11 protein-coding genes are annotated in these 13394 nt (G+C 30.1%); 9 read left to right on the plus strand and 2 right to left on the minus strand.

The genetic code is table 11. The features are described 5' to 3' along the window. Nucleotides 1-258 precede the first annotated feature (258 nt). The 6 genes from CLOST_RS01675 to CLOST_RS01705 all read left to right on the plus strand — a co-directional run bounded on the left by CLOST_RS01675 (nucleotide 259) and on the right by CLOST_RS01705 (nucleotide 7649). Nucleotides 259-639: a plasmid mobilization protein gene (locus CLOST_RS01675; protein WP_013360528.1), complete on the plus strand. Its 381-nt coding sequence runs from the start codon at nucleotides 259-261 to the stop codon at nucleotides 637-639. Continuing rightward, nucleotides 639-2048: a relaxase/mobilization nuclease domain-containing protein gene (locus CLOST_RS01680; RefSeq protein WP_013360529.1), complete on the plus strand. Its 1410-nt coding sequence runs from the start codon at nucleotides 639-641 to the stop codon at nucleotides 2046-2048. The genes CLOST_RS01675 and CLOST_RS01680 overlap by 1 nt, the downstream gene beginning before the upstream one ends. A gap of 307 nt (nucleotides 2049-2355) precedes the next feature. Then, nucleotides 2356-3528 (plus strand): GmrSD restriction endonuclease domain-containing protein, encoded by a 1173-nt coding sequence (locus tag CLOST_RS13380; protein WP_013360530.1) that lies wholly within the window; start codon nucleotides 2356-2358, stop codon nucleotides 3526-3528. 678 nt (nucleotides 3529-4206) lie between these two features. Then, nucleotides 4207-5244: a DNA cytosine methyltransferase gene (locus CLOST_RS01695; RefSeq protein ID WP_041487070.1), complete on the plus strand. Its 1038-nt coding sequence runs from the start codon at nucleotides 4207-4209 to the stop codon at nucleotides 5242-5244. A 9-nt stretch (nucleotides 5245-5253) separates the two neighbouring features. Then, on the plus strand, nucleotides 5254-6666 hold the full coding sequence (locus CLOST_RS01700) for a protein NO VEIN domain-containing protein (RefSeq protein WP_013360532.1): 1413 nt from the start codon (nucleotides 5254-5256) through the stop codon (nucleotides 6664-6666). Continuing rightward, entirely contained in the window at nucleotides 6654-7649 is a 996-nt protein-coding gene (locus tag CLOST_RS01705) for a DNA cytosine methyltransferase (RefSeq protein ID WP_041487071.1), read from the plus strand. Before CLOST_RS01700 ends, CLOST_RS01705 begins: the two co-directional genes overlap by 13 nt. A 253-nt stretch (nucleotides 7650-7902) precedes the next feature. On the opposite strand, the gene CLOST_RS01710 is transcribed toward CLOST_RS01705, so the two are convergent. Continuing rightward, nucleotides 7903-9201, minus strand: a complete 1299-nt coding sequence (locus tag CLOST_RS01710) for an RNA-binding domain-containing protein (protein ID WP_013360534.1) — start codon at nucleotides 9199-9201, stop codon at nucleotides 7903-7905. A 291-nt stretch (nucleotides 9202-9492) separates the two neighbouring features. Further along, nucleotides 9493-9756 carry a hypothetical protein gene (locus CLOST_RS01715; RefSeq protein ID WP_013360536.1) on the minus strand — a complete coding sequence of 88 codons (264 nt, stop codon included), beginning with the start codon at nucleotides 9754-9756 and terminating at the stop codon, nucleotides 9493-9495. A gap of 160 nt (nucleotides 9757-9916) precedes the next feature. On the opposite strand from CLOST_RS01715, the gene CLOST_RS01720 reads away from it, so the two are divergent. The 3 genes from CLOST_RS01720 (at nucleotide 9917) to CLOST_RS01725 (ending at nucleotide 13334) form a co-directional block, all read left to right on the plus strand. Next, entirely contained in the window at nucleotides 9917-10144 is a 228-nt protein-coding gene (locus CLOST_RS01720; RefSeq protein WP_041487072.1) for a hypothetical protein, read from the plus strand. A gap of 21 nt (nucleotides 10145-10165) precedes the next feature. Continuing rightward, nucleotides 10166-10408: a CPBP family glutamic-type intramembrane protease gene (locus tag CLOST_RS14335; protein WP_013360538.1), complete on the plus strand. Its 243-nt coding sequence runs from the start codon at nucleotides 10166-10168 to the stop codon at nucleotides 10406-10408. 280 nt (nucleotides 10409-10688) lie between these two features. Beyond that, on the plus strand, nucleotides 10689-13334 hold the full coding sequence (locus tag CLOST_RS01725; RefSeq protein WP_013360539.1) for a zinc ribbon domain-containing protein: 2646 nt from the start codon (nucleotides 10689-10691) through the stop codon (nucleotides 13332-13334). Nucleotides 13335-13394: the final 60 nt, after the last annotated feature.

Below are 13394 nucleotides of genomic sequence, written 5' to 3' on the forward strand. Positions count from 1 at the left end.
ATAGTAAGACCTGGTAGTGGTAGCGCAAATTTTAAAACTTTGTAAACCAAAAATATATTTAAAGATTTTGAATTACTTAAGGACTTTTCTTGTGCTAGTTATATCTAAAGCTACTCACGAAAGTTGTATGAATGTAGATATAGCAAGCATATACTTTTTGACCACAGCTCAAAAAGTAAGCTTGAAATTTGATAAATTAAATTTGTTTTTTTAGGGGACACCCCTAACACCCCAAAAGATAAAAGGAGAAAATCAAAGATGAAAAATAAAGTAAATAGAAAGAATGATTGTACAGTTCATTTCATGGTAAATCAACAAGAAATGGATGAGATAAATAGAAGATTTAATCAGACAAGCTATAGAACTAAAAGAGAATTTTATAGAGATTCAATCTTAAAAAATAAAATAATTTCCATCGATCTAGATGGAAAAATTGGAAATGAACTTAGAAAACTTAGCTCAATGATTAGCAGAAATTCTAATAACATAAATCAAATTACTAAAATAGCAAATAACATGAATCATGTAGATAGGGAAGCTTTAAAATTTTTTGAACGCTGCATCAAAGAAGAAGCACAGTTAATACTAAATATAAGGGAAATGATAACTAACCATATAATAAATGAGGCATTTTTATAATGGCAATTACCAAAATTCATCCAATAAAATCTAACCTAAAAAAATCTATAGACTATATATGTAATAGTGAAAAAACTCTAGAAGAAATCTATGTAAAAACTAATCTATGCAGCAGAGAAAATGCTCACAAAGAATTTGAAATAACTAAAAAACAATTTCATTCTAAAACAAAGACTTTAGCTCATCACCTCATTCAATCCTTCCTTCCTGGAGAAGTATCATATGAAGAAGCGCATAAAGTAGGAAAAGAACTATGCGAAAGCATATTTGGACAAGATTATGAATATATACTAGCAACACATGTAGATAAAAATAATATTCATAACCATGTTATTTTTAATTCTGTAGATGTAAATCAAGGCAAAGTATATCAATCATATTATGGATCATATATGAAAATTAGAAATAAAAGTGATAGAATTTGCAAAGAACATAATCTCTCAATAATTACTCCAGAAATTCAAAAAGACATTGATTATCTAAAAACTCGTACATTTACAAATTGGTTTGATTGGAAACAAGATAAGCTAGGGAAAAGTGCAAAATCAAGTCTTAAAGAAGCTCTATCTTCAGCAATAGATTTAGCAGACAACTGGAGAGAATTTCTAGATTTAATGATTAAGTATGATTATGAAATAAAGCAGGGAAAGCATATAGCATTTAAACATAAAAGCCAAGATAGATTTATACGTGCAAAAACCTTAGGAGAAGCATTTACAGAAGACAATATTAGACAAGCAATTAGAACTAATTTTGCAAAGAGAAAAGATGAGAAACTCACTAGTGGATTCATAGAGTGGCTAAATAATGAAAAAGCTAGAATAGAAAAAATAGAGGCTACTAAAGCTAATATAGCTAGTAGAATAGGAAAAATAGTTAAGGTAGTAAAAAATTATAGAATAAGATTTCAAAATCTATGTAGAGAAGAAGTAGCAATAAAAAAGGTTACACCATATATAGAAACCTGCGTTAATAAAAGAGCCCACTATGAGGGCCATATTAAAAATCCAAATGATAAAATCTACAATCTAATAAATAAGAAAGATATCCAAGCCTATCAAAACTCTTTCATAAAAGTAGAAGAATTCTTAAAAAGATATCCAAAATACAAAGAACTAGTACTAAAAGGAATAAAAGACAAAACCGTATTTCAAAAACTAAAACAGCAGTACTCTAGCATAGATAAAGAAAAAGGAATAATATACAAAGAAATCATAAAGCTTGAAAATGAATTCGATATATTAGTACTTGAAAGAGAAAGAATAGAGAAATTAGAACAAAAAAATATTCCTAAAGAAAACAATAAAGAAGAAACCTATGAAGAAAAAGTGGAGAGAGCTTTAGCGAAGAAAAGAGAGATGGCAGTGGACAAACCTAAGAAGAAGAAATCTAGAGATATGGAATTGTAATATTTTATCATTGTGAAATATAGTAGTAATCAGTGGAATTAATAATAAAAATATATAATAAATGAATAATTTTAATTAAAAGATTAGATTAGTATAAAAAATTTAAAATAGAAAATTTAAATCAAAAGAAATTTAGAAAGACTAAAATGTGTAGCAGCTACTAGAATGCGAGTTGAAATATAGCTAAAAAAGTCGGTTTTAAACAAAAAAACAAGTAGCTGCTACTTGTAGCTGCTTGACAAATTGTAAGCAAAAGTATAATATTATACAATAACACAAATGTATAATATTATTGGAGGTTGAAAATATGAGAATTAATTCTAAGATTGAAACAGCAGCAAGTTTTAACCCTACAAAAAAAACACATCAAATGGATATTGCTACAATGTGCGAAAAAATTAGTAGCAATAAAATGACATTACCTTTATATCAGCGTGATTTAAGTTGGAATCTACAGAAAGCAGTAGACCTCTTTAATTTCCAATTGTTTGGAAAGGCTCCAGTAGCGCCGATTTCAATAAATGAAATTAGCGATTTATCGGACAAAGATGTTCCACAAATTTCATTTATAACTAGAGAATTAATTAGTTGGGAAAATATCAAAGGAGATCATCAGTCTGTTGTAGATGGTCAGCAGCGTTTATCGACAAATTTTAAAGCTTTTACTAACGATGAGAGTTTTAGAAACGTTATTTTAGATTTTGCTAGAGGATCTTTTAGAATTGTTGAAGGTAGTATTGCAAAAAGCCAAATACCAGTTGGAATTTTACTAAATAAAGAAGAGGATATATTAATTGACTATTTAAAGGAGAAAGACAACTTCAATAGCTTGTTTGCAATAGCTTTACGTGTTCGTACCAAACTCAGAAGTTACAATTATACTATAAATATCGCAGAAAATTTAACTGAAGAAGAGCAAATACAATGGTTTGAAGTTCTGAATAACGCTGGAAGCAGAGTTACAGCATTGCAAATGAGTTTTTCAAAACTTAAAATACATGACTTAGATATTTATTCAGATTATACTGAACCTTTTAAAGAGAAAGCTATTGAATATGGATTTGGAGAATTATTTTTACCATTCACAACAAATGTATCATATCCAATAGCCGCCCTGAATCCAGCATATGAAGTTATTGAAAAAGAGGGTGTTCACAATAGCAACTATGCACCTATTCCATCTGATACTAAAGAGTCTATACTAACCAAACTGAGTGTATCTAAATTAGAAAGAATTATATCGCTAACTTTGTTATCGTTAGAAAAAGCATTAGAATTTATAGTAGAAAATAATCTTAAAGATATTACAGATAGGATGGATTATATACTATATTTATCAGGATTTTATGCGTATAATGAAAATAGGATGGTAGATAGTAACCTTGAACTTAAGTTAATAGATTGGGTTAAAAATGTAGATTTTACTAATCAGTCTAATAGCGAAAGAAGGAAAATATTTACAGAATTATTGAAATTATAGAACTAGCATTATAATAAAAGTATTACTTTGGATGATATATATAATTAAAATTAATATAGTAAGGGCTTCTGTTAGAATAAATGATGGTGAAAGTAAACTAGATATATCCTCGAATCTGATATAATTAAATTCATCGGATAAATCAATTACTGAATTAATCGTTATAATGTAAGCAGAAAATTTATCTATGTAACGGAGGAGTTCATTCAAGGGTGTTTTTGTGTAAATGATAAACTTAAAATATTATACGAGTTAAAAAAGGAAATTCTAAGAGATATAATGCTTTTATGAAACCTTTTATCTAAGTAGAAGTCTTATAAATGAAGCTCCAACATAAGAGAGCTAAAGACAGTCCAATAGGGCTGTTTTTTCATGTTTAGTTTAAAGTATTATTAAGTAGAGTCTTATTAAAAGAACGTCGGTTACTCAATAGTTTCAATATAGAATATGCTTATATTCCCTTGTAAATGTCACTTCTGTAGAATATAATATTTAAAAGCATAGGGAATATGTAAAGCATATACTCATAAGTAAAGTTGCAAAAATAAAATAATTTCAATGCATAGTGCTAATTTGCATAAGAGAAAAATGATAAAGTTTAATATAGAGAAAGTTAGATAACAACAGAATCTGTGGATAAGAAGAAAAAGCTTTAGTGAAAACTCAAAATGGAGGAATATGGTGAATTTAATAGATTTATTTTGTGGCTGTGGAGGACTTTCTTATGGTTTTGAACAAGCAGGTTTTAATGTTTTACTGGGGATAGATAATGATAAAGCTGCTTTAGAAACTTTTAAGTTGAATCATAAGAATTCAAAAACTATTTGTGGAGATATAAGGGAAATAACTTTTGATGAAATAAACAACGTAATAGGAAATAAAAAAATTGACTTAATTGTGGGAGGACCGCCATGTCAGGGAATGTCATTGTCAGGACCTAGGAAATTTGAGGATCCTAGAAATGAATTATATTTATCTTTTATAAGATTAGTGAAAGAAATTCAACCAAAAGCATTTGTTATAGAAAATGTCCCAGGTTTAGTTAGTCTTTTTAAAGGTAAAATAAAGGATAGTATTATTGAAAAATTTTCTGAAATGGGTTATAAAGTTAGATTTGAAATAATGTGTGCCTCTGACTATGGTGTTCCTCAAAGTAGAAAACGAGTTATTTTTGTTGGGCATCAAGATAAGGAATTTGAGTTTCCTGAAAAAATGAATACTTATGTAACATGCGAAATGGCGTTGTCTGATTTACCGCCACTGGAGGATTGTTTAGGGAATGAAGAAAGTCCTTATTATAAGGACCCACAAAACGATTATCAGCAGATAATGAGACAACATTCTAGTATTTTAAGAAATCATATAGCTGCAAAACATAGTGAACAAGTAAAGCATATTATCTCATTAGTTCCTGATGGAGGCAATTATAAAGATTTGCCAATTGAGTATAAGAATACTCGGAAATTTAATGTTGCATGGACAAGATTTAATAGTAAAAAGCCAGCTCCTACTATAGATACCGGGCACAGACATCATTTTCATTATAAATACAATAGGGTTCCTACAGTTAGAGAAAGTGCTAGATTGCAATCTTTTCCTGATGATTTTGTTTTTTTAGGTAATAAAACTCAGCAGTTTAGACAAGTTGGAAATGCAGTTCCACCTATTATGGCACAAATATTGGGGGAAAAGATTAAAAATCTTTTAAAGAATTAGGTGATCAAAATGTATCTGGTACCAAATGAGTATTATGTTCGACTACATCATGTAAGACCAAGGTTTAAAGGAGACATTGAGAATGTTCTTTTATATGTAGCTGAAGAAATATCAAAAATTCCAGAATTACCTTGTAATGAATTTGCTGATGAATTAAATAATGCAATTAAGTGTTATCCTGGGAATGTTAATAGAAAAATAAAGACAATTAATAACTGGAGGACAGAAATTTCTGCACTTTTTGGTTTTATAGAAAGTGATGGAGTGACATCTAGAGCTGGTAGAAGGGCTATTGAACTATCAGAAAAACAAGATTTAGTAGAAAGTTTTAAGATGTTTTTATTTTCATTTCAATATCCTGGCGCACATATTAAATCACATGAAATCTTAAAACTGATTCAACAAGGAGTTCACTTCAAACCAGCTCAATATATCCTAAAAGTCATACAAAGTGGCGAAAAAATAATGGGGAAAAAAAACTATATTACCAAAGCAGAGGCATGTCATTGCATTTTCAACGATTTACGTTGTGTTCGTGATAATGAAAATACTGATTTGACGTGGAAGAGAATAGAGAAAAATAGAGAAGATGAAATTGAATATGATATGACGGGAGATATTATTAGGTATGCAGGAGATATTATAGATTATATGGAAATTGCGAATTTACTAGTAAGCTATGATGGGAAACAATATTATCTTAATTCTTTAGAAAATGAAGCCATTTTAAAATTTGTGAAATCTACTGAATGGTTTAATGATTATGACCAATTTATTAGTAATAAAACAGCCTCTTTACAAGAAATAAATAATTGCAAAAAAAATTGGTTTGCATTTGTTAATAGAGGAATGGGTGAAACTGACTTTTCAACTGATATATTAGCTTTTATTTCTTCAGATTCAAAAGAATATGAAGAGCTAAAAAGAAGTAGCTTTGATTTATTTGTGAAAAAACTTGCTTCAGACACTTCAGTTTCAACGAAAGATATAGGTGATATTGGAGAAAGTCTTGTTCATGGGCATGAATGCCAGAGGGTGAAAATTGGGGGAAGAAATGATTTGATACATTTGATAAAACGTATACCAAATCAGTTTGCTGTGGGGTATGATATACAATCAGTAGAATTGGACGAGCAAAAACGTTATATTGAAGTGAAAACAACAATAAGTTCGAAGCCTTTACATTTCAATAAATTTCATCTTACTTCTAATGAATGGAATACGGCATCTTCAACTAAAGATAGATATTTTGTTTATCGTTTAATGATAAGTAAACATGAACGCAGGTTATTTATAATTCAAGATCCTGTTCATCAGTATAAAAATGATTTAATAGAGATGGTGCCCAAAAATGGGGCTGAGATTATTTTTGATACTACTAAATCAGGATATTTTGAGGAGCTGTTAGCATGGGAAAATTAAAAGTGGCATCACTATTTTGTGGTTGTGGTGGTACGGATGTAGGATTACTAGGGGGTTTTAAATTTTTAGATAATTCATATGCAAAAAACGATATGGAGATTGTATATGCAAATGATATCGATATAAATGCATGTAGAATTTTTGAAGAAAATTTTGATATCATGCCTGACAACAGAGATATTCGCGAGGTAGCTTCTAATGAGTTGCCAGAATTTGATATACTCACAGGTGGATTCCCTTGTCAGTCATTTTCTATAGTAGCTCAAAATCCTAAGAGATTGGGTGTGAAGGATGATAGAGGAAAATTATTTTTTGAAATGTGTAGAATTTTAAAAGATAGACAACCTATGTGTTTTGTTGCTGAAAATGTAAAAGGAATACTCTCAGCAAATGATAAAGAGGCGTTCCCATTAATAATTAAAGAGTTTGAAGATAGTGGATATAACGTGAGTTATAAACTTATGAATTCAGTTAATTTTGGAGTTCCTCAAAAAAGAGAAAGAGTAATTATTATAGGTTTTAGAAAAGATTTAGAATTAGAATTTAATTTTCCTGAAGAGATAATAGCTAATGAGTGGGAATTTTTGAATTTGAGTATGGTGATTGAATCAGAAGTCTCCGAGAAATACTTTTTTAGTGAAAAAGCTGTACAAGGTATGTTAAAGAAAAGAGCAACTATGAACAAGGGAAGAGCTCAGGATATAAATAAACCTTGCAATACAGTGGGTGCGCATTTAGCGAAAGTTTCATTAAACAGTACTGACCCAGTCTTATTGATAGGTAGTAGGTATAGAAGATTTACACCAAGAGAAGTTGCCAGAATTCAATCTTTTCCAGAAGAATTCGTTTTAGTTGGTAGTGAATCGGCGCAATATAGAGCATTAGGAAATGCTATTCCACCAGTTATGATTTGGTATGTAGGAAGGGCAGTTGTTGAAACCTTAGAAAAATTCTTGAATTCTCAGTTTAGGAAAATAGGATAGCTATTGATAAACTAACATTTCGTTTGGAAAAAGAGTTGTTTTTAATGCTACTACTGACTCCATTTTGACTCCAAGAACTTTACCAGCAAAAATTATTTAAGACAAATTTGCGAATATAGTTAATAATATCTGTCAAGAAACAATCAAAAACACCATGATTATAGCTATGTGTATCGAGTGGGAATAGAAAATCGAAACCGTGTATCCTTTTTAAATAAAAGAAGTACACGGGTTTTTTGTATATTAAATCAAATTACTTTAATCTATATATAACATTTTTACCTTTTCCAAGTTTCTCTATAATAGAGTTTTCTACCATATTTCTTAACAACTTGATAGCCATAGAACTTGAAATTGAAAGATTTTTTTCTATATCTGTTCTTTTGATATATTCATTTTCCTTTAACATATTAACTATTAAATACTCCTTATCGCTCAAATTCTTTTCCAATTTAGATATTGATTTTTCTTTGAGGGTATTTGGAAGTGTTATTTTAAAAGCATTGCTAGATATTTCTATTTTAGGTTTTACATTATATTCATTATAGCTTTCTATTATCTTAGGGATGCCAGTTCCATATGCTTCAATTAATTTTAGGCGATAAAAAATATTTGCAAGATTTCTATTTCTCAAAATAGATACCCCTAGCATGATATCATCTTCACTGAGGCCTTTAGTAAGGCCGCCTATAGTAACTATCTCTATTTTGTCATCAAATACACTTATTAATGTACTGCTGCTATAGGAGTATTCTTTGTGAACAATAGAATTTAAAAGAGCTTCTCTGAGGGCAATTTCAGGATACTCTCTTGTATCAGTTCTTTTAAGACCAGTTATTTCAGAATTAGTCCTATTATATCTATTTAAAAAAGAATATACGTCCTTCATTTGTTTTAACAAAGACCCTGAAAATTCAAATCTGTCCTTAAATATTTCCTTAGTGCTACCTTCAAACACTGCGGCTTTTATAGTGTGTGGACATTGCTCAGACAATAAAAGGCCTAGATTTGTATATAATCCATACTCATCAATGATATTAAAAGTTCTCATTTGAGAGTGTTCAAACTTTATATTTGCATCCTCAAATTCTTTTTTTAAAAAATCAAAATCAAGATTTTGATTCAAAGATCTAAGTTCTTCAAAGTTATCTCCATCAGTATCTCTAATCATTTTTAAAATGGCAGCATCAGTGGCAGGAACGGAAGAAGCCCCTTGTCTTACATAAACCCCTGAAGGCCGTATACCTTTGTCGGTCAAATAATAAGGAGAAGAAGCTCCTTTTTGCACATCAACAACAATTACATCCTTACCATCTATTTTTTCTACCAAGATAGAAGCAAATAGAGTTATATCTGGCTTTATAGAATCCCTTATGGAATTAGATAATTTCAAAATATCAGTGTCTAATCTTTGTACTCCTAAAACCTTACCGTCATCATCTATTCCAATATAAATCTTACCACCAGAAGTATTAGCAAAGGCAATCACTGTTTTTAATATATCTTTAACATATTCTTTTTTTAGTTCCAAGTGAATGCTTTCCTTAAACATATATTCTATACCTCGTTTTCATATTAATTTAAATATTCAAGTACATTCGAATACTATTCGAACACCTTCTAACACTATTCTAATACTATATGTTAGTTTTAGCAAGATAGTATAGTATTGTACTATTTTTATTTTTCAGCATTATCAATATTTAATTTTTATATATCTGAATTTAAGCTTTGTAAGCGACTAAGTAATCTCAGAATGTTTATCAAGGTAAAGGGTAGGGTAAAAGGAGAGATAATGCTTGGTATTTTAGAACAAAAGAATTTATAAGAGTAAGCAAATATATTAATTTAGTCTTAAATATGAACCTAAAACTACTATAAGGAAAAAAATAATAAGACGATTGAACATTAAAAATACGTTGAGAACAATAAAAGAAATTCTTTTATTGTATATAGAAATAAAGAAGCCAATGACACCTAAAATTGTAGCGTAATTAGATAAATCAAAATTTCCATATAAGGTTATAGCTATTAAAAATAAACCAAGTAGCTCTAACAATGGGATTCCCTTTTGAAGATATAGGAATTTTTTTAAATAAATTTTCATGATATTCATCTCCCTGACTTTAAATATATATACTGAGCTAGTAAACTTCTTAGAGATTAATTTTACTATATCATAAAATAACATGTACTTAAATTACTCGAACTTTTATTGTGGGGAATTGTTTTTTTAATATGACATATTGATATGAAGGAGTTATTAAATGAGTTTTTTATATAAAGTTGATAAAGTTCTTAGAAATATGAAGGTGTTCAAATTCGTTTTTAGCATGGTATTATTGACTTATCTAATATCATTTGCTCTTGTTCCTCTATTTTTATTATTTGATATTCCAGATATTGGTGGTTTCTCTATGGAGCAGTCAAATATAGAATTAGAATTTTTTCTAGTTGTTGTCATTGCCCCTATTATAGAAACGTTTCTATTTTAAACGTTATTTTTCTGGATACTATTGAAAATAAAATTTTTTCAGAAAAAAGTCATTTTAATAATTATTTTATCAGCTGTTGTTTTTGGAATATGCCATGGATATAGTAGCATATATATTGTATATGGATTTTTAGGAGGTTTAGTATTCGCATATTCTTATTATGTATATATCAATAAAGATTATTCCTCGTTTTGGGTCGTTACATCTATACATAGTATTAGAAATCTTATAGTTTTTATATATTCAATAATTTTGATGAACTAATTTAATAATTTCAGATATCTTCTTTGTGATTTTTAAATTCAAAGATACTTAAATATCTAAAGAAGAACGGAGCCATTATGAATAATCTAAAAACCCTAATATAAATAAACTCTATTCCAATGATTCGCCCAATGATTTATGAACCATGTAATCTTTTCAGATAAAAGTTTACATGGTTTTTTGTTTTTATCCTAGCAATAATGAATTGTGAATGCTTTACAATGATTAATCAGGGTATTTTATAAATAATTAGGGCTATGAGAAGTGGGGAGGGGTTAGGATGTTTTGTAGATACTGCGGAACCAAGATTCCAGATACAGCTAAATTCTGTAAAAATTGTGGAAAAGCTACGTCAAAACAAGAAAAATCAAATGAACAGTTTGCTAACCAGGATTTTGAAAATAAAGAAAATCAAAATAATGTAAAAATATCGGAAAGTAAAGCCCCATATGAAACTTTAAATCAAAGAGAAGACTTAAATGAAAAAGAAAAATTAAATGAGATGAAAAAGCAAAAAACATATGAGAAAATAAATGACTATAAACCAAAAATAAATGATTCTAAAGAGATTTCGCCTAAAAAAACGGGAGGCTTCTTTAAAATTTTTGCACCTATAATGTCGCTAGCTCTTATAGGACTGCTTTTAAATTACTTAATAGGTCCATTTAATATTCCTAAAATAGACGACTTTTCTTTTGCTAAGAAAACTATAGAAAATAATGAAAAACCTCAGGTGCTGCCAAAAGTAGAATACTCAGCATCTGAGCTAAAAGCTGAGTCTATGAAAGCAGTAGTTTCTCCCGAAAATCCAATGGCAAATCTAGAAGGAGTTATTGTAGATTTTGGAGAGTTCAATTTAAGTGAAGAAAAAAGTTTAGAAATTGTTAGTCTACCTTCGAAAATTGACGAAGTAGCAGGAGTGGAGTTTCAAGCCTACGATTTTAATTTAGAGGACATGAAGGAGTTTAATACCTTAGTTGATATTACTCTAAATTACAATCCAGAAGGATTAACAGAAGAAGAACAAGCAAAAACAATAACTATAGCATGGTTTGATGAGAGCATAGAGCAGTGGATACCGATTTTATCTAGTGTAGATACTGAAAATAAAACTGTAACATTTTCAACTGAGCATTTTTCAATGTTTGCAATACTTAAAAACACTACAAATAAAGGAAAATCAGTATTTTACTATCCAAACAATGAGTATAAAGGGGTGACTACGCCTGTACTTGTCGATTCTGGAGCACTTATTGACGTGCTTGATAAAGTGGATACTAAGCCCTTTGAATTGCTGTTAAGAGATAGGTCAGTTCCGACCAATGATGTCGTATCCACTGGAGCTAATTACCTAAATATAATCACAGGAAGCGCTGATCAATTAGAAGCATTATCCAATGCCTTGCTCCCTAGCATAATGAGAGTAGGAGAATCAGTAAGTAATAGATTTGCTGGACTAGGAATAGCAGCAGTCTCTCTAAAAATTTCAAACCAGCTTTCTAGAGGAGTACCACTCAATACAGTGCTAAGAGATAATGCTTTCAATATACTTGAAATAGCATTAATAGTAGCAGTCTCTGTCAAAGCATCCCCGTTTATAGCAGCGGCGGCAACAGCAGTTTGGATAGGAGGAATAGTTGACGAGCTAACCTATGATCCAGAAGATATTACTTCATATTTAGACGATGTAGAGCGTGTGTATGACTATTTTAGTATGGAGCAAGTGACCTATAATTTTGATACCAAAAGTTGTGGATATATAATTCCAGTCCCAGGCAAAAAAGTAAAATTGAGAGAAAACGAATATATGCTATCCACCCAAGCAGACTGGGCTAGAGTACTATCAAAAATTAGAAAGGACAACTTAGAATCGCCTCATCTTATTAAGGAAGAGGTGAATAAAGTAGTTGAAAGTTATAGTTCAGCATTTTGGAGAGCCTATGCAAAAGACATGGCTGGTGTATTTTATTGGATAGATGGGAGAGCTTTGTTAAGGTCAAACCAATTAGCTGATACTTTAGAGTGGCCAAAGACAAATGAAAAATTACAAAAATATGCACAAAGAACAATAGTAAGAACCCATGATAGATTACAAACTGTATACAATGAGATGGCTAAAGTTGAAAACCATCAGCTAGGAGTACAATACACTCTGGCAGCTATGGATTTAGCAGAGTCTTTAAATCAAACAATATATTTTGAAGCTATAGACCCAAATTTGGAAAAACCAGGATTTGCAAAATCAGTTCATGCAAGCAAATACTTTGAGCTTGAGTCAAATGGTTTTCATCAAGAAGATTTTGTGGCTAGCGAAAGACACGAGGATTCAAATATAGTATTTAGATGTAACCTATATCACTATATATTGGCAGGCTCACCAAATCAGCTAGCAACCTATCCTTTTGCGCCGTCAGAAGCAGCAATACCAGTAAGGGATGGCTATATTGGATTTAGCTTTACATCACCAAACACAAAAATTGAATTTCCATCTGAAATCCAGCAAGGAGAAATATTGGGACATTGGAGCATCTACTCTAACTACTCAAACAACGGAGTATTTATACCACCTGGACTTTCCAAAGAAGGAGAAGAAAATTTTAAGAAAGAGCATGGTATAGTAGGAGAACCCGAAAGTAGAGGATTTAAAGTGGTATTTTATCCTGATGGTACCTTTTATGCAGAGGTAAGGTCAGCGGGGAATATTATAGATTCAAGCTTTTCTGGGACTTACAAAACAATGGAATATGAGGGAGCAAACAAGGGCACCTATTACTATCTAGCAGATATTGATGAAAGTACTATCATTAATAAAGGTCAAATGGTATATAGAAATGTAGGGGAAGGGCCAGATTTGAAATTCTATTTTAGCGAAAAAGATGGCAAGAAATTGTTATTTGAAGAAACAACTCAAACATATTTAGAATAATTAATTGAACCTATAGAACAATACAGAATTCTCATGGATTCTGAAAACCTTTTATTAACA

Source organism: Acetoanaerobium sticklandii, assembly GCF_000196455.1.
Classification (GTDB): Bacteria; Bacillota; Clostridia; order Peptostreptococcales; family Filifactoraceae; genus Acetoanaerobium; species Acetoanaerobium sticklandii.

Coding starts and splice junctions, on each gene's coding strand:
- CLOST_RS01720 (WP_041487072.1), top strand. CDS start 9,917: ATGAGTTTTTTATATAAAGTTGATAAAGTTCTTAGAAATATGAAGGTG.
- CLOST_RS01680 (WP_013360529.1), top strand. CDS start 639: ATGGCAATTACCAAAATTCATCCAATAAAATCTAACCTAAAAAAATCT.
- CLOST_RS01710 (WP_013360534.1), bottom strand. CDS start 9,201: ATGTTTAAGGAAAGCATTCACTTGGAACTAAAAAAAGAATATGTTAAA.
- CLOST_RS01725 (WP_013360539.1), top strand. CDS start 10,689: ATGTTTTGTAGATACTGCGGAACCAAGATTCCAGATACAGCTAAATTC.
- CLOST_RS01700 (WP_013360532.1), top strand. CDS start 5,254: ATGTATCTGGTACCAAATGAGTATTATGTTCGACTACATCATGTAAGA.
- CLOST_RS13380 (WP_013360530.1), top strand. CDS start 2,356: ATGAGAATTAATTCTAAGATTGAAACAGCAGCAAGTTTTAACCCTACA.
- CLOST_RS01675 (WP_013360528.1), top strand. CDS start 259: ATGAAAAATAAAGTAAATAGAAAGAATGATTGTACAGTTCATTTCATG.
- CLOST_RS01715 (WP_013360536.1), bottom strand. CDS start 9,756: ATGAAAATTTATTTAAAAAAATTCCTATATCTTCAAAAGGGAATCCCA.
- CLOST_RS01705 (WP_041487071.1), top strand. CDS start 6,654: ATGGGAAAATTAAAAGTGGCATCACTATTTTGTGGTTGTGGTGGTACG.
- CLOST_RS01695 (WP_041487070.1), top strand. CDS start 4,207: ATGGTGAATTTAATAGATTTATTTTGTGGCTGTGGAGGACTTTCTTAT.